Source organism: Hymenobacter sp. DG01, from assembly GCF_006352025.1.
GTDB lineage: Bacteria > Bacteroidota > Bacteroidia > Cytophagales > Hymenobacteraceae > Hymenobacter.
Genome location: NZ_CP040936.1, coordinates 4,237,745 through 4,260,338 on the forward strand (window position 1 = coordinate 4,237,745; position 22,594 = coordinate 4,260,338).

The 22,594-nt window shown below is 59.6% G+C and carries 18 protein-coding genes; 8 read left to right on the plus strand and 10 right to left on the minus strand.

What is annotated here, in order from left to right; genetic code table 11:
- Positions 1-120: 120 nt before the first annotated feature.
- Entirely contained in the window at positions 121-885 is a 765-nt protein-coding gene (locus FGZ14_RS17985) for an alpha/beta fold hydrolase (protein WP_139925566.1), read from the plus strand.
- A 64-nt stretch (positions 886-949) separates the two neighbouring features.
- Here FGZ14_RS17985 and FGZ14_RS17990 read toward each other — a convergent pair whose 3' ends face one another.
- Positions 950-1,702 (minus strand): energy transducer TonB, encoded by a 753-nt coding sequence (locus FGZ14_RS17990; RefSeq protein WP_180754404.1) that lies wholly within the window; start codon positions 1,700-1,702, stop codon positions 950-952.
- Positions 1,703-1,947: 245 nt separating this feature from the next.
- Here FGZ14_RS17990 and FGZ14_RS17995 point away from each other — a divergent pair, with 245 nt between their 5' ends.
- Positions 1,948-2,706: an alpha/beta fold hydrolase gene (locus FGZ14_RS17995; RefSeq protein WP_139925568.1), complete on the plus strand. Its 759-nt coding sequence runs from the start codon at positions 1,948-1,950 to the stop codon at positions 2,704-2,706.
- 144 nt (positions 2,707-2,850) lie between these two features.
- Here FGZ14_RS17995 and FGZ14_RS18000 read toward each other — a convergent pair whose 3' ends face one another.
- Positions 2,851-3,978: a TonB family protein gene (locus tag FGZ14_RS18000; protein ID WP_139925569.1), complete on the minus strand. Its 1,128-nt coding sequence runs from the start codon at positions 3,976-3,978 to the stop codon at positions 2,851-2,853.
- 36 nt (positions 3,979-4,014) lie between these two features.
- On the minus strand, positions 4,015-5,013 hold the full coding sequence (locus FGZ14_RS18005) for an aspartate-semialdehyde dehydrogenase (RefSeq protein WP_139925570.1): 999 nt from the start codon (positions 5,011-5,013) through the stop codon (positions 4,015-4,017).
- A 151-nt stretch (positions 5,014-5,164) separates the two neighbouring features.
- On the opposite strand from FGZ14_RS18005, the gene FGZ14_RS18010 reads away from it, so the two are divergent.
- The 3 genes from FGZ14_RS18010 (at position 5,165) to FGZ14_RS18020 (ending at position 8,885) form a co-directional block, all read left to right on the plus strand.
- Complete coding sequence (locus FGZ14_RS18010; protein ID WP_139925571.1) at positions 5,165-7,777, plus strand: lamin tail domain-containing protein; 2,613 nt, start codon at positions 5,165-5,167, stop codon at positions 7,775-7,777.
- Between the two features lie 168 nt (positions 7,778-7,945).
- Positions 7,946-8,353, plus strand: coding sequence for a hypothetical protein (locus FGZ14_RS18015; RefSeq protein ID WP_123823048.1), 408 nt, complete (start codon positions 7,946-7,948; stop codon positions 8,351-8,353).
- A 157-nt stretch (positions 8,354-8,510) separates the two neighbouring features.
- Positions 8,511-8,885 (plus strand): hypothetical protein, encoded by a 375-nt coding sequence (locus tag FGZ14_RS18020; RefSeq protein ID WP_139925572.1) that lies wholly within the window; start codon positions 8,511-8,513, stop codon positions 8,883-8,885.
- A 92-nt stretch (positions 8,886-8,977) separates the two neighbouring features.
- Here FGZ14_RS18020 and FGZ14_RS18025 read toward each other — a convergent pair whose 3' ends face one another.
- The 3 genes from FGZ14_RS18025 to FGZ14_RS18035 all read right to left on the minus strand — a co-directional run bounded on the left by FGZ14_RS18025 (position 8,978) and on the right by FGZ14_RS18035 (position 13,741).
- Positions 8,978-9,838: a transporter gene (locus FGZ14_RS18025; protein ID WP_139925573.1), complete on the minus strand. Its 861-nt coding sequence runs from the start codon at positions 9,836-9,838 to the stop codon at positions 8,978-8,980.
- 112 nt (positions 9,839-9,950) lie between these two features.
- Positions 9,951-12,221 (minus strand): TonB-dependent receptor, encoded by a 2,271-nt coding sequence (locus FGZ14_RS18030; protein ID WP_139925574.1) that lies wholly within the window; start codon positions 12,219-12,221, stop codon positions 9,951-9,953.
- A 143-nt stretch (positions 12,222-12,364) separates the two neighbouring features.
- Complete coding sequence (locus FGZ14_RS18035; protein WP_139925575.1) at positions 12,365-13,741, minus strand: Nramp family divalent metal transporter; 1,377 nt, start codon at positions 13,739-13,741, stop codon at positions 12,365-12,367.
- 245 nt (positions 13,742-13,986) lie between these two features.
- On the opposite strand from FGZ14_RS18035, the gene FGZ14_RS18040 reads away from it, so the two are divergent.
- Positions 13,987-15,012, plus strand: a complete 1,026-nt coding sequence (locus FGZ14_RS18040; protein WP_257883271.1) for a cation diffusion facilitator family transporter — start codon at positions 13,987-13,989, stop codon at positions 15,010-15,012.
- A 220-nt stretch (positions 15,013-15,232) separates the two neighbouring features.
- On the opposite strand, the gene FGZ14_RS18045 is transcribed toward FGZ14_RS18040, so the two are convergent.
- On the minus strand, positions 15,233-16,621 hold the full coding sequence (locus tag FGZ14_RS18045; protein ID WP_180754405.1) for a PQQ-dependent sugar dehydrogenase: 1,389 nt from the start codon (positions 16,619-16,621) through the stop codon (positions 15,233-15,235).
- A 124-nt stretch (positions 16,622-16,745) separates the two neighbouring features.
- On the opposite strand from FGZ14_RS18045, the gene FGZ14_RS18050 reads away from it, so the two are divergent.
- Together FGZ14_RS18050 and FGZ14_RS18055 are read left to right on the plus strand one after the other, a co-directional pair.
- Positions 16,746-17,180: a GNAT family N-acetyltransferase gene (locus FGZ14_RS18050; RefSeq protein ID WP_139925577.1), complete on the plus strand. Its 435-nt coding sequence runs from the start codon at positions 16,746-16,748 to the stop codon at positions 17,178-17,180.
- A gap of 64 nt (positions 17,181-17,244) precedes the next feature.
- Positions 17,245-17,895 carry a hypothetical protein gene (locus tag FGZ14_RS18055; RefSeq protein WP_139925578.1) on the plus strand — a complete coding sequence of 217 codons (651 nt, stop codon included), beginning with the start codon at positions 17,245-17,247 and terminating at the stop codon, positions 17,893-17,895.
- Between the two features lie 74 nt (positions 17,896-17,969).
- Here the strand turns inward: FGZ14_RS18055 and FGZ14_RS18060 are convergent, their stop codons facing one another.
- From FGZ14_RS18060 to FGZ14_RS18070, 3 genes are all read right to left on the minus strand, one after another.
- Complete coding sequence (locus tag FGZ14_RS18060; protein WP_139925579.1) at positions 17,970-19,316, minus strand: family 43 glycosylhydrolase; 1,347 nt, start codon at positions 19,314-19,316, stop codon at positions 17,970-17,972.
- A 271-nt stretch (positions 19,317-19,587) separates the two neighbouring features.
- Positions 19,588-21,120: a glycoside hydrolase 43 family protein gene (locus FGZ14_RS18065; RefSeq protein WP_257883272.1), complete on the minus strand. Its 1,533-nt coding sequence runs from the start codon at positions 21,118-21,120 to the stop codon at positions 19,588-19,590.
- An 85-nt stretch (positions 21,121-21,205) separates the two neighbouring features.
- On the minus strand, positions 21,206-22,510 hold the full coding sequence (locus tag FGZ14_RS18070) for a glycosyl hydrolase family 8 (protein ID WP_139925581.1): 1,305 nt from the start codon (positions 22,508-22,510) through the stop codon (positions 21,206-21,208).
- Positions 22,511-22,594 lie beyond the last annotated feature (84 nt).

Consider the following 22,594-nt stretch of genomic DNA (forward strand, 5'->3'; position numbering starts at 1 on the left):
CGACTGCAGCCCGATACGGTGCACAGCGGCAGCAATAACCCATTGGGCGCCGTATAACAGGCTTTTTGTTGCGTTGTTGCGGCGGTTAATGCCGTATACTTGAGTCAGAAACCCCTTGCTATGCCTTCTTCCCAGCCTACCATCCTGTTCCTGCACGGCTTCGCCGAAAACCGGGAAATCTGGACTGAGTTTACCCGCGAGTTTCCGGAAGGCTACCGCCTGCTGACCCTGGATCTGCCCGGCCACGGCACCAACGTGCACCACATCCTGGACTACAGCATGGAAGCCCAGGCCGACTATGTGGCCGAGCAGTTACGCGAAGAAACTATTGACCGAGTTTTAGTGGTGGGCCACAGCATGGGTGGGTACGTGGCTCTGGCGCTGGCCGAGCGCTACCCCCACTTAGTGGCCGGACTGGTACTGTTCCATTCTACTGCCCTCCCGGATACTGACGAGAAGAAGGCTAACCGCGACAAAAACCAGGACTTCGTGCACCGCCATGGGGTAGGGAAGTTTATGGATTCCTTTATCCGGCCCTTGTTCGCGCCCGCCAACCGCGACACTCTGCGAGAACAGCGCGAGCAGCTGGAAGCCATTGGCCGCGCCACGCCCGAAGCCACCGTGCTGGGTGGTCTGGAGGCCATGAAAAACCGCCCCGACCGCACCAGCGTGCTCCGGGAGGCAACCTTCCCCGTGTTATTTATTGCCGGCAAAGACGACGTAGCCGTGCCCACTGAAAGCCTGCTACCCCAACTGGCCCTGCCCACCCAAAGCCACGCCCTGCTGCTGAGCAACGTTGGGCACCTGGGCTACCTGGAGGCCCCTGAGCTGACGCGCCGGGCGTTGCTAAACTTTGCGGGGGTAGTGTTTGCGTCCGGGCAATAACCGGGGGTAGGCGCGCCGGCACAACAGTAAGGGCGCTTGTTCCAGTGCTTTGAATACGAAGTGGTTATAGTGTCCTGAACGTCAGAGGGAATATCTGGCACACACGGACGGGTTGGCCGTTGTACTGAACCGGCTGGCAGGGTAGCGCGGCTTCTACGGCGCGCTTAGCTTCGTCATCCAGCGCTTTAGATACGGAACGGATTACCTCCACCCGCTCCGGCCGGCCCTGCTCCGATACTTCCACGTAAAGCAGCACTACTCCCTGTACCCTGTTATGGATAGCGCTGGGTGGGTAGCGCAGCGCCCGCGCTACCATTTCCATGGCCCGGGGCTGCAGGGCCGGCAGCTCTCCGGTATTGACCAGAGGAACCGACTCCGGAGTACCGCCGAAAACCACCGGCACCCGCTGCACCGAAAAATCGGGTTTCCCTTTGTTTACGGCGGGTGTCCAGGCGGGCATGGCGGCAATAAGCTCGGCGGCGGCGATTAGCAGCTCGGCCGGGGCAGCAGGTAGCACGGGCTGCTGGTGCAGGCGGCGCTGGTCCTGAACGGGTAGGGGCTGCACGGGCGTAACGTGGGTTACCTGGCCGGTAGGAGCTACCACAAACTCTACGTACACTCGCGTGGGCTTCTCGGTGGGTTGGTAGCCCGCCGGATAAGGTGCCGAAGCAAGATAGGTCCGAAGCGCGGCCAGGCCCCCCGGAAAGCGGGCAACGCTGTTGGCGGAGGCTGCGGGCAGCACCTCGGCCTGCGGCACAGCTGCCAGGGACGGGTGAGGAGGCTGGGCCTGAGCCAGGCTGAGAAAGGGCAGAGCCAACAGGCAAACACTGCCGGGTATAGCGCGTAGCTGCATAAAAATGAGGTTATAGTGTGGGTAACGTAGCCATAAAAGCCCCAGAACATCAATAGCGGGGCGGGCGGCGGGCAAAGTAAGCAAAAAGCCTTGGCTGCGGTGGCTACTGCCGGGCGGTATTGCGGGCTGCCGGAGGGGTAGCGGGGCTGATATGCCGATGAGGCCCCGCCCTGCACCCTGGGCCCAGCCAGTCCGTAAGAGGCAAGTGTATGCCCCATGCCAGCCCTACCCTCGTTTTTCTGCACGGCTTTCTGGAAAGCAATGAAATCTGGGATGATTTCCTGCAGGACTTTCCGGCCGAATTTCAGACCCTGCGGCCCAACTTGCCCGGCTATGGGCCAGACCCGGCCCCCAGCCCCAACTACTCGCTGGAAGCTGCCGCCGACTACGTGCAGACCCAACTGCAGGCTGCCGGCGTACACCAGGCTTTGCTGGTGGGCCACAGCATGGGCGGCTACGTAGCGCTGGCCTTCGCCGAGAAATTTCCGGCCCAGGTCGCCGGCCTTTGCCTGTTTCATTCGTCCGCCCTGCCCGATTCGGAGGAAGACCGGGAGCGGCGCCAGCGCAACCGCGAGTTTCTGGAGCAGCATGGGGTAGCGGCCTTCACCGAGGAGTTTCTGAAACCACAATTTTCCGCTGCTCACCGCGAGTCCATGGAACACCATGTAGAAATGCTGCAACGCATAGGGGCCGCCGTGCCGCTGGCAACGGCGTTGGGCAGTATGGATGCTATGGCCCACCGTCCCGACCGGCGTCAGGTGTTGGAAAAAGCTACTTATCCCGTTCTTTTTATTGCGGGCAAGGACGACAAAGCGGTACCCTTAGCGAAAACTCACGAGGAAAGCCTGCTGCCTGATTACTCTACCGTGCTCTGGTTGGCTAACGTAGGGCACCTAGGGTTTCTGGAACGCCCCGCCGATACGCGCAAGGCTATTGAAGGCTTTGCGGAGCTGGTTTTCGGTAAATAGGGAATGTGCTCAGCTCTTCCAAAAACTGCTTATAAAACAACAACGTCGAGGCTTATATAGCCTCGGCGTTGTTGCCCTGGGGAGTTTAGGATAACTGAATCTGCTCTTCATTTGAAGCACAGGAAGATGCTAGAGCTGGGAGACTTATTTAATGGCAAACGTCACCGGAACGACGAAAAACATGCTGGCTGGTTTGCCGTTCTGGCGGCCTGGGGTGAAATCGGCGAAGCCCTTTACCACGCGCAACGCCTCCTCATCGAGGACCGGGTCCACGGAGCGAATGACCGTTGGCTGCGTAACTTTCCCCTGTTCATCTACAACGAAGTACACGAGTACTTCCCCTTGAATTTGGTTACGCAGGGCCGAAGCGGGGTACCTGATACGATAAGACGAAGCGCTGATCAGGTCTTCCTTCAGCGGGACCGGCATCTCATCCAGGTACGGGTAAATAGGCTGGGCCAGAAGCTGTGCTAAAAGATTAGCAGAGTCTTCTTGATAGCTAACAGGCAGCGTAATCGTGCTGGCGGTTGGCTGCCCTTTGGCAACGGCTGGCTCCCAAGCCGGCATCTGGCTCAGATATTCTTGTGCAGCCGAGTGCAAGGCCGCCACATCTGCAGGCAGCTTTTTGCCTTTGCCCGAAGGGACAATAGATGTGGCCTTGGTTACGTGACCATCTGCGTCAAGGTCAACTGTCACAAATACTTTTCCTACAAGCTTGCTAGAACGAGCAGACTCGGGGTAAGGAGCCTTGCGCAAGTAAGAATACAAGGCTTCTGGGCCGCCCGGAAATCGGGCATGCCTCTTTTCAGGTAGGGCTGGGGCTTTTCCAAGTCGCTCAGCCAGAATCTCCTCCACATTTAAGGGCAGCCGAAAGGTGATAGGCACGGCATAAGACACTGCCACGGGGCGACCTACCTGCCTACCTGGCTCCCAGGCCGGAAGGTTGTTGATGGCCTTAACTGCCTCCGCGTCGAGAAGCGGATGCAGGCTTTTTACTACCGTGGCTCCTTCTACCTTACCTGAAGCGGCTACAATAAACTTCACGAATACTCGCCCCTGCAAGCGTTGCTGTAACGCTTCCGTAGGGTAAATAATAGACTGGCCAATTGCCTGATACAGGGCGGTTTGTCCGCCAGGGAATACAGGCATCTGCTCCACATAGGTGTACACTGTGCCATTGGCCGGAGCCTGCTCAGGCGCTTGCGCCTGAGCAGTACCACATGCCGCTAGTATAAGGCCGCTGACAATCAGCCGCCGAAATTCAGAAAGCATATAATCGACTATAATAGCTAGGATAAAGTGTGCTGGCTAGGCCTGCAGCAGGCCCATCTGCAGCATTTTTTCGGCAATCTGGACGGCGTTGGTAGCGGCGCCTTTGCGCAGGTTGTCGGCCACTACCCACATATTGAGGGTGCGGGGCTGGGTTTCGTCGCGGCGGAGGCGACCTACGAGCACGGCGTCACGGCCATGGGCGTCTTTGGGCATGGGGTACACGTTGTTCTTCACGTCGTCCACCACTTCCACGCCTTCCGTTTCGCGCAGGATGCGGAGCACGTCTTCCAACTCGAATTCCTGCTCAAACTCCACGTTCACGGCTTCGGAGTGGCCGCCTACTACCGGAATCCGCACGGTGGTAGCCGTCACCCGGATGCTGTCGTCGCCGAGGATTTTCTTGGTTTCCTTCACCATCTTCATCTCCTCCTTGGTGTAGCCGTTGTCCTCGAACACGTCGATGTGGGGCAGCACGTTCAGGTCGATAGGGTGGGGGTAAGCTTGGCTCGTTACTTCCTGGCCGGAGCGCTCCTGCATGAGCTGGTCCACGGCTTTTTTGCCGGTGCCCGTCACGCTCTGGTAGGTGCTCACCACAATGCGCTGCACCTTGTAGGTTTCGTGCAGCTTGTTGAGGGCCACCACCATTTGAATGGTAGAGCAGTTGGGGTTGGCAATGATTTTATCGTCGGGGGTAATTTCCTTGGCGTTGATTTCGGGTACCACCAGCTTTTTAGTGGGGTCCATGCGCCAGGCCGAGGAGTTGTCGATAACCACGGTGCCGACTTCAGCGAAGCGCGGGGCCTGCTCTTTGGAAATGGAGCCGCCGGCCGAGAAGATGGCCACGGCCGGGCGGGCCGCAATGGCGTCGTCCATGCTCACCACCTTGTATTTCTTGCCCTGGAATTCGATTTCCTGACCTACCGAGCGTTCGGAGGCCACGGGCAGGAGTTCAGTGACCGGGAAGTTGCGCTCGGCCAGTACTTTCAGCATTTCGCCCCCGACCAGGCCGGTGGCGCCTACTACGGCTACTTTCATGGGGTTTTGGTGTTTACGAGGGCGTAAAGGTACATCACGATTTGTGGTTATATTTCACCCAGTGAAAGAAGGAAGGTAGCCCTGGCTTCGGCTGATTATCAGGTTGGTCGCCTTCGCTCACAGTGTATTTTATCCTACCCCCTGATTTCGCGTGAAACTATTGCTACTGCTGGCCCTGTGCCTGGGCGCCACCACAGCTACGGCCCAGCTGACCGATTCCTTTGCCGACGGCAACTTCACCCAGAATCCCGCTTGGACCGGCGAGGTGGCCGCTTTTCAGGTTAACCCGGCCCAGCAGCTGCAAACCAACGGCCCCTCCGTAACGGGGTCCGAAGTGCAGCTGGTTACGCCATGCGCCGCCACCACGGGCACTACCTGGGAGTTCTGGGCCAACCTGAAGCTGGCTACCAGCGGCGGCAACTACGCCGATGTGTGGCTGATGGCCGATGCTCCCGACCTGAAAGCGGCCGGTACCAAAGGCTACTTCGTGCGGCTGGGCGGTACCCCCGATGAGGTGGCCCTGTTCCGGAAAGATGCCACCGGCAGCCCGGTTTATGTGATTAACGGGCAAGATGCTACCCTTAACTCCGCCACCAATAACCTGGTGCGGGTGCGCGTGACGCGCAGCACCTCCAACGTCTGGACCCTGGAGCGCGACCTGACCGGCGGCACCTCCTACACTCCCGAAGGCACGGCCACCGATGCTACCTATCAGCGCAGTGCCTACTTCGGGGTGTATGCTACCTACTCTTCAGCCAATAACCGCGGGTTTTACTTCGATGATTTCCGGGTGACGGATAGCACGGCGCCCCTGCTCTTGCGGGCCGCCGCGCCCGGCGCCCGCCAGCTCACCCTGACCTTCAACGAGGCGGTAGCCGCTAGCCAGTCGGCCGGCAATTACCGGCTGGCAGGCAGCGGCGGCCCGGCCGTAACTGCTGCCCTCCGGGATGCCACCGACCCTACGCTGGTGCACCTGACCCTGGCCGCCGACCTATCACTGGGCAGCGTAACGGTAGAGGCCCGTAACGTGGCCGATGTGTTCGGAAGCGTGGCGGCGGGCCCACTCACGGCGACTTTTCAGAACAACGGCTTTGCGGTAGCACCGGCGCTGAACCAACTGCTCATCACCGAAATTCTGGCCGATGAAACGCCCAGTGTAGGGCTGCCGGCTTCTGAGTTCGTGGAGATTCACAATCCTTCAGCCACCGCCGTACTGGATTTGGCCGGGGTTCGGCTCCTGAAGCAGGGTAGCACCGGCAACCCGGCCGTGTTTCCGGCCGGCGCGGTACTGCTGCCAGGCGAGTACGCGGTGGTGTGCGGGAGCACCCGCACAGCGCAATTCGCGGGCTACGGTAAAGTATTCGGGCTAACTAACTTCCCCAGCCTGACCAACAGCGGCGACCAGCTGGTGCTACGGGGAAAAGACGGCCGTACCCTGTTTGAAGTCAGCTACTCCGATGCCTGGTACCGCGACGCCCGCAAGAAGGAAGGCGGCTGGACCCTGGAAATAATAGACCCCGCCAACCCCTGCGGCGGCCCCGAAAACTGGCAGGCCAGCCAGGATGCCAGCGGCGGTACGCCCGGCCGCACCAACTCCGTGCGCGCCACCAACCCCGACCGCACCGCGCCCACTTTGCTCCGGACTCTGGCCCTTACCCCAACCACAGTGCGGCTGTATTTCGGGGAAAAGCTGGACAGCGCTGCGGCGGCCGTTCCGGCCCTCTACACCCTCACGCCTGCTACTGCCATTACCCGCGTAGTGCCTGTTGGCCCCAATTTCCGGTTGGTGGATTTGACCCTAGCAACTCCCCTGACGGCTAACCAGCCCGTGACGGTAATCGTGCAGCGCTTCCTCGATTGTGTAGGCAACGCCAGCGGCCCGGCTACCTCGGCCACGTTTGCTTTGCCCGCCTCGGTAGCCGCCGGCGACGTGGTTATCAACGAAATTCTATTCAACCCGCGCTCTGGTGGGGTTGATTTTGTGGAGGTGCTGAACCGCTCCGGCAAGTACCTAGATGTGCAGGGCTGGCAGGTGGGTAGTGAGCGGGCCGGCGGCACCCTGGATGCGGAACCCGTGAGCGGCTCCCCGGTATTGCTGCCACCCGGCGGCTTATTGGCCTTTACCACCAGCCTGCCGGTGCTGCAAAGCCAGTACCCCGCCAGCATCAATCCGGCCAATGTGCTGCAGGTGCCTGCCCTGCCCACCCTGCCCGATGATGCCGGGGTAGCAGTACTGCTCGATGCCCAGGCCCGGCCCCTGGACCGTGTGGCCTACTCCGAAAAACAACACCTCAAGCTTCTTGACGACGTGAATGGCGTGTCGCTGGAGCGGATTCGGGCTACGGGGCCGAGTGAGGCCGGCAATTTTCACTCGGCAGCCGGCAGCGCGGGCTACGCTACACCCGGCCGCCCGAACTCCCAGCAGCAGGCGGACCCTACTGGCTCAGATGTATTGACCTTGGCGCCCGAGCTGTTCACCCCCGATGACGACGGCCAGCAGGATTTCACTACCCTCAGCTATCAGTTAGATGCTCCGGGCTACGTGGGCTCCGTGAAGATTTATGACGCCCAAGGCCGCTTGGCCCGCCAACTGGTGCGCAACGAAACCCTGAACACGAAAGGCTTCTGGCAGTGGGACGGCCTCACCGACCGGGGCCAGAAAGCCGCCGTGGGCTACTACGTGCTGCTCATTGAGCTGTTCAAGCCCAGTGGCGGACAGAAGCAGCAATATCGGAAAACGGTGGTGGTAGGAGCCCGTTTCTGACCAAGAAAGCTCCCGGTTTACGGTTGAGTCGTCAGCACCGAATCAAGCTCAACCTTGCGCGGGAATCTAAATAAAAACTGCAAAAAAATCTATACTCGACAATATCCTTTCGAAAAACAGGGCGTAAGAAGAGGCAGTCAAGGACTTCAACCTCAAACTGTCTACCCCATGAAAGTTATATCACCCCGCATGCACGGCATGCTCGACTACGGCACCATCGCCATTTTTGCTCTGGCTCCCACGCTGTTCAACTTCGATGGCCCCTATGCCACGGCTTGCTACGTGCTGGCCGCCGGCTACCTGCTGATTACCCTGATGACCGACTTCCCGATGGGCGTCATGCGGATGATTCCCTTCCCCATGCACGGCGGTCTGGAACTGGTGAGTGGCCTGGCCCTGCTGGCAGCCCCTTTCATCTTTGGCTTCAACGATGACAACACCGTAGCCCGTAATTTCTTCATGATTATGGGTGTGGTATTTCTGGGTTCCTGGATGCTGACCGACTGGCGCGCCAATACCCACACAGCGAATGATATGAACGCCCGTGGCCATAAAAACATGGCTCCCCAGCACTAAGCTGCGGTAGCTAGTATTGATTAAGTGAAAGAGCCTGATGACGCTATGTTATCAGGCTCTTTTGCTTGAGCGGTAGCGTGTTATAAGCAAGCTTGGCTATACCCTTGCTGCTTCGCCGCCGTACGAGTTTTATCCTTCCACCCCAACTTCTGACTTTATGAAAATCCTGTCACCAACTGCGCACGGCTTCATCGATGTAGCCTTTATCACGGTGCTGGCCATGGCCCCCATCATGTTCGACCTGGAACCGGCCGTAGATACTGCCTGCTTCGTGCTGGCTGGGGGCTACCTGCTCATTACTCTGCTCACCGATTTCAAGCTGGGCATCTTCCGCGTAATTCTGTTTCCGGTGCACGGCTGGCTGGATTTGCTGACGGGTATTGCCCTGCTGGCCGCACCGTTTCTGTTTCATTTTGAAAATGGCAGCGCCGAGCGAAATCTGTCGTGGCTGCTGGGGGTAGTATCGATAGTGACTTGGTTTATCACCGACTGGAAAGGCCAGACTCGCAGCATGATGACCGACCGGGGCTAACCCACCAGAAAATACCGGCCGCCAGCCAACCAAAAGGCCCGGCAATCCAGACCAAGGAGTGCCGGGCCTTTTGCTATAGCATGCTTTGCTACCTACCGCCGAAACGTGAACCCCACAAAAAACTCCCGGTCCATTTCTTTGCTTAGGGCCAAGTGGGTGCCGAAATCTACCTGCAGGTTTTCGTTGAGGGTGAAGATGGGAGCAAGGTTGAGGGAGGAGCGCCAGCCTTTCCGCTGGGCATCCCACTGCGTTACGCCCTCTGCCAGAAAGCTGAATACGTCCGTGAATTCGTGGTCGAGGGCAATGGAAGGCATCACGCGGGCATAATGCTTGCCCTGTTCCCGGTCGTAATTCAGGTCGCCCTGCACCTGCAAATCGAGGTTGAATCGGTCGGGTAGCTCGATATTCACGGGCACAATCAGGCCGCCTTCTACGGCGCCGCTGCCGGTTTTGCTGCCCGTAGGCAGGCGAGTGTAGGCTACCACGGCCATGGCAATGGGGCCTTCCTGGTCGTCGCCGAGGAAGTTGTGCTTGAGCCGCACGGCCACGTCGCCGAAGCTAGCCTGGCGCTGCCAGTCGGTTTCGCCGGCTTCGCGTTCCTTCTCTACCTTGTAAAGCGGCATTTCCACCTGCACATCAGTACGGCGACTCAGGCCCATTTTCAGGGTAGTGTAAGCCACCTTCAACTCCCGGCCGCGTGAGGTGCCTTCCCGCTCATTCACCACGCGGAGGGCGTCGGTTTCCGTCTGGAAGTGTCCGGCATCCACTGTAAATGGGCTTTCCGTCACGCCGGGGCGGTCGGGCCGCAGGGGCCGCAGCTGGTTGCGCGGCACCGGCTTGAACAGGTTGAAGTGGGCCGAGTCGTAGGGACAAGTCTTGGGCTTGTCCTGGGCCTGGGCCAGGCCGGCCGAAGCCAGTAGGCCCAGCAGTGCGAGGTAACGGGAGATGAACATGAAATGAGGGGAGAAAAGAGTACGGTGCCCCTCATACGCAGTCCGCCCCCAATTGGTGCCCGCCCTACCCCCTGGGTAAAACCAAACGTCTGCTGTTCAAAGGGAAACTTGCTTACAACGTATACCGCACCCCCAAAAACAGCCGCCGGCCCTGAATAGGGGCGTAGTTGTAGCTGGTATCGAAGGTGTAGCCTTGCGGATTATCGACCCCCACGTTTTTGTCGAAGGGGTCGAAGGGACGCAACAAGGCGTGGCGGGGCAGGAAGTTGAAAAGGTTCTTCATGCCCCCGTACAGCTCCAGTCCTTCGCGCAGCTTGCGCGTAGCCTGCAGATTCTGTAAAGCGTACCAGGGCGAGCGGCCGGGCCGAAAGTCATTCGGGAAGACAGGCAGCGCCATGGGGCTGCTCACCTGACCCGTATAATCCAGGGCGAGGCCCAGCTTTTCCCAGGTGTAGCTGACAGCCCAAGTACCCGAGAAAGGTGGCGAATGGAACTGCGCTACCCGGCGCCGCGGACCGCCTTCCAGGGGCTTTTCCCGCCGAAATACGTCCAGCAAGGTCACGCCCAACATCACCTTTAGGGGGCGGGACAGGGCCAGATCCGTGTTCAGCGTTACGCCCCGGCTGATGGCGTACCCATCGAGGTTGCGGTAGATAATCTGGTTGGGGTTGGTGTCGTAGTCGGGGCTGATTTTGTTGGTGAAGTAGGTGTAGAACACGCTGCCATCGAGGGTGAGGGTAGCGCCGCCGGGCAGCTGCAGAAAGCGGTTGTAGTTCACGTTCACGTTCCAGCTGCGCTCGGGCTCCAGAGCTTCGGGCACCACTACCTGCCGGGCGCCGGTAAGGGCCGCGTGGTCCTCGGTGAACAGATTTACTACCCGGTAGCCGTTGCCCAACCCCACACGCCACACCTGGCTGCCATCGGGCCGCCCCCACTTGTAGTTCAGGCGCGGACTCAGGATGCTGCCGTGGCGGGAGTTGTAATCGTAGCGCAGGCCCATGAGCAGGGTCGCGTCGGGCGTGAGGCGCCACTCGTCCTGCACGAACAAGCCGGGCAGCTGCACCAGGTCGGGGGCGTTGCGGCGGGTATCGTTAGGGCCAACTGAGGCGGTAGCAGGCGTATTGTCGTCGTACCAGGTGAGGCGGTAGGTAGCGCCCGTGAGCAGGTTGTGCCGGATGCTCAGCTCCTTGGCCCAGGTCAGCTGCCCGAAGCCGACCCGTTGCACCGCTTTATAGAGGGTAGTGCCGTAAGCCGAGTTCTGGTTGTGCTGGTTGAAGGTGCCGCTGAGCAGGAGCTTCTGCTCCCGCACCGGCAGCTGGTACTGGCCCAGTAGTTCATACCGGCTTGTGTACACGCTTTCCCCATAAATGCTGTCCAGACCGCGGTGCTCGGGGCTCCAGTTCAGCTGGCCCCCAAACCGGTCTTCGTAATAATAGCGCCCGGCTAAGCTAGCTACTTGCTGCTCGGGCCGGGCCCAGGTCCACTTGTTGAACACCGATACTCGCTGCTGGGTAGGCACGTCGGTAAAGCCGTCGTTGTTTACGTCGCGGCGCTGGTTGTAGTGGTAGAGGTTGGTGCTGAGTAGGGTAGAGGCCGCCCCGATTTTGCGCGCTACCCCAAGATCGAGGTTCACGTCGCGGTGGGAGGTAGCAAACACATCGGCCGAGAAGCGCGGGGCCTTCGCCGGGTTTTTGGTGATGACGTTGATGAGCCCCCCCACGGCCTCGGAGCCGTAGAGCGTGGATGCAGGTCCTTTCACTACCTCCACCCGCTCAATGAGGCTGCTCGGAATGCCGCTCAGGCCGTACACCGTGCTCAGGGAGCTCACCAGCGGCATGCCATCAATCAGCACCATGGTGTACGGTCCTTCCAGCCCGTTGATGTGGATGTCGCCGGTACCGCACACGTTGCAGTTCAGCTGAGGCCGCACCCCGTTGATCATCGTCAGGTTCTCGAACAGGCACACCGCCGGATTTTTCCGAAACAGTTTGGGCGAGTACAGCTCCACCGCCACCGGCGACTCACTTTTTATCACCTCGTTTAGCGTCCCGCTCACCACCACGTCGCCGAGGGCGTTGGGGCCGGGGTTCAGGCTGAGGTGGAGGGTAGTAGTTTGGCCGGCCGTTACGGTTATGTTTCGCTCGGTGGGTAGCAACCCCACGGCGCTACCCACCAGCCGGTAGCTGCCCGCCGGCACGCCCGTCACCACGTAGCTACCGTGCTCGTCGGCAGTGGTACCCAGGGTAGTACCCTTCAGCCCGATGCTGGCAAACGGCACTTCTTTCCCTTCTGAGCGCACAACACCCCGCACGGTTCCGGTAGGTTGAGCTACAGCGGCTACACCGCTCATCATCAAGGCCAACCAAAGTAAGAGCTGTTTCATTTTAGCGGGGTATGGTGATAATATTTAGATGAGTCTAAATCTGTCGAGCTTAAAAAAGCGCGGCAATGCGCGCTGGGGTTCTTTAGTGGCCTCACCCCTAGCCCCTCTCCGGAAAAGGAGAGGGGCTAGGGGTGAGGCGTACCCTACCCGAAGAATGTCTCCCAGAGCAGGTACACGTTCAGCAGAATGATGACGCCGGATACCAGCCAAGCCAGTAACTGCACCCAGGACTTGTTGGCGAATACGCCCATTTTAGCCTTACTGCCGGTAAACATCACCAGCGGTACTACCGCGAAGCTGAGTTGAAATGACAGAATTACCTGGCTCAGGACCAGCAGCTCGCCGGTGCCTTTTTCTCCGTAGAGCAGGGTCACGATAAGGGCCGGCACCACGGCAATGGCGCGGGTAATCAGGCGGCGCAGCCAGGGCTTGAGGCGCAGGTTCAGGAAGCCCTCCATTACAATCTGCCCGGCCAGGGTGCCCGTGAGGGTAGAGTTCTGGCCCGAAGCCAGCAAGGCCACGGCAAACACAATGGACGCCGCCCCGGCCCCCAGCACCGGAGCCAGCAGCTCATAGGCCTGGTTGATATCAGCTACCTCGTGGTGGCCGTTTTTGTGAAAGGCGGCCGCGGCCGTAATCAGAATGGCGGCATTCACGAAGAAGGCTAGAAACAGGGCCACCGTGCTGTCGATGGTGGCAAACTTGATGGCCATGCGCTTGCCCTGCTCCGTCTGCTCAATGGCGCGGGTTTGTACAATGCTGGAGTGCAGATACAGGTTATGAGGCATGACGGTGGCGCCCAGAATACCGATGGCCACATACAGCATGCCCGGTGTGGTGACTACCTCCGGTCGGGGTACCAACCCGCTCAGAATCCCGAAATAATCGGGGTTCGATACGATGATTTCGTACAGAAAGCAGCCGAAAATCAGCACAATCAGGCCAGCCACGATGCTTTCCAGCACCCGGAACCCCTTGTTCTGAAAAAAGAGCACCACCATCACGTCCAGAATGGTCAGCACTACCCCCCAGGGCAGGGGCAACCCAAATAGCAGGTTCAGGGCAATGGCCGAGCCGATAACCTCGGCCAGGTCGCAGGCGGCAATGGCTACCTCGCACAAAAACCAGAGCACCATGCTTACCGGCTTCGAAAAATGGTCGCGGCAGGCCTGGGCCAGGTCGCGCCCCGTTACAATGCCCAGCTTGGCCGCGAGGTGCTGGAGCAGCATGGCAAACAAATTGGAAATCAGAATGACGGAAAGCAACGTATAGCCAAAGCGGGAGCCACCGGCAATGTCGGTGGCCCAGTTGCCGGGGTCCATGTAGCCCACGGCCACCATCAGCCCAGGGCCCCAGAAGGCCATGAGCTTTCGCCAGAACGAGGCATCGTGGGCGGGCACCCGGATGGTGGCAAACACCTCCTGCAGCGAGGGGGCCGTGCGGGCACGGCGCCAGCCCGCTTCGGGTGGCGTTTGAGGAGTAACTTCCGTATCGGGGGTAGAGGGTAACACTGAAGGCATATCGGCAGGCAGAAGGTCCGGCTAGTAACCGGAGGCACTGGAAGTCACAAAGAAAGGTAAATTTAGAGTAGCCTAAATTTATTTTTAAGACAGTCTATCTACTGCTTTTGTTTGAAAAAGTTGCCGCCGCTGTCACATCCGAGGATTTTGCCGGAATTTTGCGCCCCTTTTCCGTGTCTTTGCTTGCCCGACCCCGGAACCTGAAGTAGCCGCCCCGCGCTATACTACTCCCCTCATTGCTCCTCATGGCCTCTCGACTGCTTGCCCGCTCCATGTTTTCGTTGCCGCTGAAAACGCGCTTCGCCCTGCTTTCCCTGGTTGTAAGCGTGGTGTTGGTAGCCGTGAAGTTCTACGCCTGGCTGCTGACCCGCTCCCAGGCCGTACTGACCGATGCGCTGGAGTCCATTATCAACGTGGTAGCCAGCGGTTTTGCGCTGTACAGCATCTACCTGGCCAGCTTGCCCAAGGACGAAAACCACCCTTACGGACACGGTAAAGTGGAGTATCTGTCGGTGGGCTTCGAAGGTGGGCTGATCTGGATGGCGGGCGTGTACATCTTCTATACCGCGCTGCAGTCTTTGCTGCACCCACACGCCATAGCCCGCCCCGACTGGGGCATGGGCCTGCTGGCCTTTACGGCCCTGGTCAACCTGGGCACCGGGTTTCTGCTGGTACAGGCGGGCCGCAAGCACCATTCGCCTACCCTGGTCGGCGACGGGCAACACCTGTATTTAGATGCCGTGAGCACTCTAGTTTCGTGCGCGGCCCTGCTGCTGGTGGTGTTCACCGGCAATGTAGTCTATGACTCGGCCGCCGCCCTGATTCTGGGCGTGTTCATCGTGGTGAATGGGTACCGCATGGTGCGCCGCTCCGTTTCGGGGCTGATGGATGAGGTGGACGTAGCCACCGTGCAGCACGTAGTGGCTGAGCTGCAGGAGCACCGGGAGCCGGCCTGGATTGATGTGCACAACTTGCGCGTGGTACGCTACGGGGCCAATCTGCACATCGACTGCCACATCACCATGCCCTACTATTTCAGTCTGGAGCAAACCCATGCTGAGGTGCACCGCATTGAGGTGCTGGTGGATCAGGAGTTTGAGGTGCAGGTAGAAATGTTCGTGCACGCCGACCCCTGCAACTTCGCTGCCTGCTCCCACTGCCGGATGCCCGAGTGCCCCGTACGCCAGCATCCCTTCAGTCAGGAAATCCCCTGGACCCTAGCCAACGTCGTGAAAAACGAACGGCACCAGCTGGCAGAAGTGGTGGAGTGAAGAGGTGAATGGAAAAAAAAGACTGTCATCCTGAGCGCAGCGAAGGACCTTATCACGCAAGAACGACCATCGTAACAACGACTCGTTTTACCGTGGTAAGGTCCTTCGCTGCGCTCAAGATGACAGTTGCTACCACAACGTCAGCACGCGAGATTCCTCGGCTGCACTCGGAATGACGTGCTGTTTGTCACCTTTCACCATTCACCTCATCACCTCAAAACTATTCTACTACCAATCGTTGCGTCCCCAGGTCTGATTTCACGGAGTAGAAGCCGGGTTGCAGGCCTTGGAGGGGTAGGGAAAGGCTGGACTGGCCGGCCGCGAATTGCGCGGTGCGTACCGTCCGGCCCAGGGCATCGTGGACCTGTACGGGGCTGGTCGCGCTGGCGGGGGTAGGGCGCTGCAGGGTTACGGCGTGGCGGGCGGGGTTAGGCCAGAGGTTGAGCTGACTGGTGCGGCGGGCCGTGGTGGAGGTCGGCACGAAGGCCCGATTTTCCAGCACCAGAATCTGGTCGTCGGAAGCGCCAGGGGTAGCGCGGCCGTCGCGGTTGCTGGTGCTCACGTACACCCGGCCCTGCGGCGAAACGCAGATGGCCCGGAGCCGCCCGAACGAGGTAAGTGTAAACACGCCCTCACCGGCCGTGGTACCCGCCGCGTTCAGCGGAATCTGGGTGAGCTTGTTGCCGCGCAGGGTAGCCGCCAGCAAACTGTTGCGCCAGCCCGGAATGGCGGGGTGGTCGTAGTAAGTGATGCCAGCTACCCCTACGGTGGGAGCCCAGGTGAAAATGGGCTGCCGCACGTTGTTGGCCGTGCAGAACGACTGCTCGGCAGCAAGGTTGCAAAGGCCTTCCACGGTAGGCCAGCCGTAGTTCTGGTTAGCCTCGATGATGTTTACTTCATCCTCGGCGTTTTCGCCGTGCTCCGAGCTGTAGAGGCGGCCGTTGCTGGCGCGCACCAGCCCCTGTGGGTTGCGGTGCCCAAAGCTGTAGCTGGCGTTACCAGCCATGGGGTTGTCGGCCGGAATGGTGCCATCAAGGTTCAGGCGCAGGATTTTGCCGTTGAGGGAAGCCCGGTCCTGGGCCGACGGACGATTCTGGGCGTCGCCGGTGGTCATGAGCAGGGTGCGGTCGGGGAGGATGAGCAGACGGGAGCCGCTGTGGGTACTCACGGCCGGAATATCGCCCAGCAACACCTGGGGGCTACCCAGCGCGCCGTTGGCGTAGGTCAGGCGCACCAGCTTTTCCTTGTAACCATTGTCGTTGTAGTTATACACCACATACACGTAGGGCGAGGTAGCAAAATCGGGGTGGAGCACCATGCCCAGCAGGCCGCCTTCGGAGGAAGTAGCCACATCGGGCAGGGTAGTAAGCACTGTTACCTGGCCGGAGGTGGGGTCAACGCGACTGATACGGCCGCCGCGCTCCGTCATCCAGATAAAGTTATCGGGGCCCCATACCAGCTCCCACGGAACCTGCAGGCCCGTAGCCAGGGCCGAAACCGTAACCGTGGTAGCACCCACCGGAAAGGTTGTCAGGGTAGGAGCGGTTTGGCCAAGCGCCTGGGCGCTGCATAAAAAACTGCCAATAAGAAGCGTGTTCAGGTATTTCATAGCCAGATAGTTAAGTGAAAGATGAAGTATAGGGCTAACGTAATGCCTCAGCTTTTGGATGAGGATCAGCCGTAGTTTTACCGGAACCCCCGTTCTTCCAGCATTCATCTGCTTCTCCTTGGTCATGTATACCGTCAGCACCGATCCTCACCGCCTGGATATTCCCCTGATTCACCGCTACCTGGCCGAGGGCTCGTACTGGGCTACCAACATCCCGCTGGAAACCGTAGAGCGGGCCATTGCCAACTCCCTCTGCTTTGGCGTGTATGGCCCCGATGGCGAGCAGGTGGCCTTCGCCCGCGTCATTACCGACCGGGCCACCTTCGCCTGGCTCTGCGACGTGTTTGTGCTACCCGAGTTTCAGGGGCAGGGCATCAGTAAGCAGCTGATGCGGGAAGTCTGGAGCCACCCCGATATTCGGGATGTGCGTCGCCAAATGCTGGCTACCTTAGATGCGCACGGCCTCTACGAGCAGTTCGGCTTCCGCCCAATAGCTAACCCTGAGCGGTACATGGAGGTAAAACGGAGCAACCCCTACGGCGTCCCAACCGGCAACTAGCGTTTCAGCTTAATTTTCTATTTCTGCTACACCGCCCTGATTTTACCCGATTCGATTATTGGCTATGAATACGACTCTGCTTGCCCGTTGGAACCGACTTACTACCCCGCTACTGTCGGACGAAGCGCGGCAAAAAGCTACCTATCAGCAACTCTCTGAAGCCTATGGTGCCTCTGACCGCCATTACCACGGCTTGGCTCACATTCGGACCCTGCTGGATGCTGTTATCCAGCACCCTACCCTCATTCAGGACCGGGAAGTGGTAGAGCTAGCCATCTGGTTTCATGATGCCGTGTACAGCACCCTGCGCGACGACAACGAAGCCCGCAGCGCCGCTCTGGCCCTGGAGTTTCTGCGGCATACCACTCTCTCGCCGGAGCGCCGCCAGCGCGTGGCCTACCTCATTGAGCGCACCAAAGACCACACCCAGCCCCAGCCCGCCGCCGACCCGGACCTGCACTTTTTCCTGGATGCGGACCTGCAAATTCTGGGCGCTTCGGAGGCCGATTATTGGCAGTACGCCCGCCAGGTGCGCCAAGAGTACCGCCTCGTGCCCGACTTTATGTACCGCCGCGGCCGCCGCAAGGTGCTGGAGAAGCTGCTCAACGTTCCGGTCCTTTATCAAACTCCCGCCTTCCGGGAGCGGCTGGATGCTCTGGCCCGCCGCAACCTACGGGCCGAGCTGAAGGTGTGGGAAAGCGGGGGAGAAGTGTGAGGTAATAAGAGTGGAGTCAGAGTATAGCCGACGGATTAAGATTGGCCATGACACGGCACTCCGGCCTGTTCACGTCAATCAAATTTCACCCAGTCAATTTCAACGGGCATGGTGGTTTTGGCTGATACCACCAGCGTGTGCGTGCCGGGCTTAAAGGCAGATAGAGGGGCTTTCACCTCCTGCCAGCGGCTTCCCTTCGGTACAGCAACCTGAGCTAGCATGGGGCCAGAGGCTCCATCAACCCTGATCTGCACGGTGGCTCCGGCCGCGGCTGTTACGCGCATGGTCACCGTCTGGAGGGGCTTTGTGCCAAAGGCTACCCCATTGTACCGCACCCAACCCTGGCTGCCATTGAATACCGTCTTCCAGCCCTGAAACGTGTTGGCCGTATCTAGGAAGGCAATGGAAGCACCGCCGGGGCTGAGCTGGCTGTAACGGTCCAGCTGAATTTTCTGCCGGGCATCCGTCAGGCCTACACCGCGCAGGGTCGGGACTACTTTTCGGATGGCGCCATCTGGCTCGAAGAACAGGCTGTCGAGCCGCACGGAACGGTTTTTATCGAAAGCGGGCGACAGATCATTGTGGTGGTAGAACAGGTACCACTGATTTTTGAACGGAAGAATAGAGTGGTGATTGGTCCAGCAGCCCGTCGGCGACTCGTCCATAATCACGCCCTGCACTTTAAACGGCCCCAGGGGGGTAGGGCTGGTGGCGTATTCGAGGCGCTCGGTTTTGTTGGCTACGTGGGGGTAGGTCAAGTAATAAGTGCCCTGGCGCTCAAACACGTACGGTCCCTCCTTCAGGCCCTGCGTGGGCAGCTCGCCCAGCACTTGGGGCTCGGAGGCCAGCTCCAGCATATTTTCCTTGAGCTTGGCCCCGTAAATATGCCCCTCCGACCAGTAGAGGTAGGCCTGCCCATCCTTGTCGATTATCACGTTGGGGTCGATGCCGCGCACGCCTTTGATGGGCAGTGGCTGCGGCACGAAGGGGCCCGTAGGGCTGTCGGACACAGCTACGCCAATGGTGAAGCCCTTCACGTTGGTCGTGTCCTTGGGGGTAGAAGGGAAGTAGAAGTAGTACTTGCCGTTGCGGAACACGCAGTCCGGAGCCCACATGCTGTAGCTGTTGGGCTTCACCCAGGGCACCTTATTCTGGGTTATAATAACGCCGTGGTCAGTCCAGTCGGTGAGGTTGGCCGAGGAGAAAACGTGGTAGTCTTCCATGACAAACCAACCGGCGCGCCCGCGCCCCGGAGCAGCCGGAATATCGTGCGAGGGGTACACGTACACCTTATCCCCGAATACGCGCGCCGTGGGGTCAGCCGTAAACTGGTTGGTGATAAACGGGTTTTGCGCCAGGGCACTACCCCCAACCAGGCAGGCAAGTACACTCAGAAAATGCGGTAGTTTACGAAGCAGCATGAGTTTATTTTCGGTGGTGGAGGTAATCAAGTAGGAGGGATGCAACTGGATCAAAAGAGGCCTTACCCATCGTAGTGTGCTGAGCTTCTCAAAGCAGTAATACACTAAGCTTAGAAACTAGCTCCCCTCCTCAGATGAGGAGGGGTTGGGGGTGGCTGATGTGGTAGGAAGGACTTCTAGAACTAGCCTACTGTTCAACGATTGGTCAACCACCCCCAGCCCCTCCTCATCTGAGGAGGGGAGCTAGACTCTAGCCCTAGTCTGCCGCTTGCTAAGGTTTCTCTCCTGTTATCGGATTCGCAATCCGGAAGTAGTCGAAATCGGCGTAGCCGCCGGCCTTCTTGGTAGCGTAGTTGAAGAGCCCGAACCGGTAGCCCATAAAGTGCGGCAGGGTGTAGGCCATTTTCAGCGGCTGCCCGATGGGGTGCCACGCCTTGCCGTCGAGGCTGTAATAGAAAGTAGCCACGTCCTTACGCTCCCGAAAGTCGCACTCCGCTTTGAAGTGAATGACCGACTGCGACAGGGGTAGGCGCTGCAATTCCACGGGCTTTTCCGATTCCGCGCTTATCATCACAATGAACTTCGCGCCGTTGCGGGCTTCAACTCCCACTAGGCCGTACCTTTTTTGCAGCAAGGCTAGACCAGCAAAATCCCCCTCCTGCAGGTGAGTTACGTCGAGGGCGGTGGTGCCGGCGCAGGTGGGCCCGATGGTGCGCTGGGTTAGGGTGTTGCGGGCCAGCAGAAAGGTGGTATCAGTGCGGTCGGTTTTCAGACGCAGGTAGCCGGCGCGGTCCGTCACCGACCAGAGCGAGTTTTCGGGGTTGTGGTTCCACTGCCACACCAGGGGTAGGGCAGGCTCACCCTTGCGCCGCTCGAACTCATCCGAGGCGACGATACCCGGAATCAGGCCTTTGCTGGGGGGTAGGGGTAGCGTGGTGGGTACCTTACCCGCCGTGCCCGGCACGGGCCAGCCTTCGGCCCAAGTCACGGGCACCAGGTAGGGGATGCGGCCCACGGCTCCGTAGTCGCGGAACAGGTAGGAAAACCAGCGCCCGTCGGGCGTGTCAATGAGGCCACCTTGCGCTACACCCAGATCTTGCAGCGCCACCCGGCCTTCGTAGGGACCCATCAGCTTATCGGCCCGGTGCACTACTACCGTGCGCATGCCGTCCTTGGGCCACACAATGTTGAAGAGGTAATACTTGCCTTTGATTTTGAAGAGCTGCGAGCCTTCCGCCTGCAAATTAATATTCGGGCCGGCCGGGGCACTGGCGTTTTCAATCAGTACCTGCTCGGTAGCGCCGGGCTTCACGGCGGAGGCATCGGCCGTTAGTTCCAGTAGCCGCAGCTTACCCGCCCCGTACACCAGATACACGCGGCCGTCGTCATCGAAAAACAAGGAATGGTCGTGGTAGCTGGGCCTGAATGACGCGACCTTCCAGGGACCTTTCTCAATGTTTCGGGTGGAATACACGTAGGTCTTGCCGGTAGTTTGGGCGAACGTTGTGACGTAGTACGTGCCGTTGTGAAACCGCAGGCTGCTGGCCCAGGAACCCCGACCGTAAGTGCTTTTGCCGTTCCGGAGCGCCAGCTCATCCAGGCTGCCTAGCGTGTCGGACGCGTAGCTGACCAGCTGCCAGTTCACCAGGTCCGTGGACTTCATAATGGGCACGCCCGGACTCATGTGCATGGTCGTGCTGCTCATGTAGTAGGTCTTGCCCACCCGAATCATCGACAGGTCCGGCACATCGGCGAAGACGATGGGGTTCTGGGCCTGCTTTTCCTGCGCAGCCAAAGGCAACATAGCCCCCGCCGCCAGGAATATGCCGAGGAGTAAAGCACTTCGCTTAAAGTAGTAGGGCATGAGAAGAAGCACCGGAACCGGTAGATTAACGCTGCTGAGGATGAATGGCCTGGTATTTTCCGCTCAGGTGGAGCAGGCTGAACAGGTACAGAATGCCGTCGTAGTAGGGGTCGAAGTAGCCATCGGCGTAGGGCTCCATCTTGGCGTTCCAGAGAGCGTGCACAAAGTCGAGGTCCTTGGTGTTGCCCCGGATCAGGGAGGCCGAGGCGCTGGTAGCTACCAGCCCCAGGGAGTGGCGCAGCTTCTTGACGTTGCCGGCGGGTAGGATAAAGTCGGGCCGGGAGCCATCCACGTTGAACTGATCCTCGAAGGTGGTCAGCCCCTTGCCGCGCAGGAAGCCCTGAAAGCGCTGGGCGTACTGCTCCTGCCAAGCTTTGTCCTTGCCAAACCACACGTAGTCCATGGCAATATTCATGGGCACCCGCCAAGAGTCGTAGCGGAAGGCAGGCGGCGCCCACTTGGTTTCCCGGGGCTGCCCGCTAAACTCGGTATAGTCGTAGTTGAGGCCGGTAGGGGCACGGCAGGCGCGGTGCAGAAACGCCCGCGAGGTATCGGCGCAGGCCCGGTAAAACGCCTCGTGCCCGTCCTTGGCGTACTCGGCCCACACCTCCATAAAGGCCGGAACGTGGTAGGACGGATCGGTCCAGTTGTACATGTCGCCGACGGGCACAAACGTTATCTGCTTGTGCTGGGTGTTAATCAGGTTGTACACGTCGCCGGTGCCATCTTTCTTCCACATGGCATCCAGAATGCGGCGGGCCTCCTGGTAGTAATTGATGCCGGTGGTGTTTCCCCAGCGGTTGGAGGCAAACAGCAGGCTGGTAATAAAGTACAGCTCCCCATCAGAGGCCGGCCCTTCCGAGTTACGCTTCAGTGTAGTGGGGTCGATGCTCCAGGCAAAATAGCCTTCCAAGGGGCCGCTTTGGTGCTGTAAGTACTTTTTCGACCAGCGCCACAAACGGTCAAACTCGCCTTTCTTGTTCAGCTGCACGGCTATCATCATGCCGTACGAGAGACCTTCGGTGCGGGCATCGTGGTTTTTCAGGTCCGATACGTAGGCCATCGAATCGCCTACCTCGAAGTACACCTTGTTGGGGCCCTTGAAAAGCGCCTGATAAGTTTGGGCTATCTTCTGGTCGATGTCGGCCTGACTGTAACCCGCCTCCCGAAATAAGTTGGGGTACTTGCGGGTGTAAAAAGCCCCCTTCTGGCTGGCCGAAGCCTGTTTGGGCGCGCGTTGGGCAGCCGCGCTACCCAGGCCCGCGTACAGCAGGCCCAGCAGCAACAGGCTAACCCGGCTAAGGTGAGGGAAAGTGAAGCGTGTTTTCATAGAGTCAGGGCACCCGGGCCTCCGTGCGGCGCTTCGCACAGGTTGCCCGCTGGGTGAGGGGTAGGAGGAAAATGCTAGCCAATG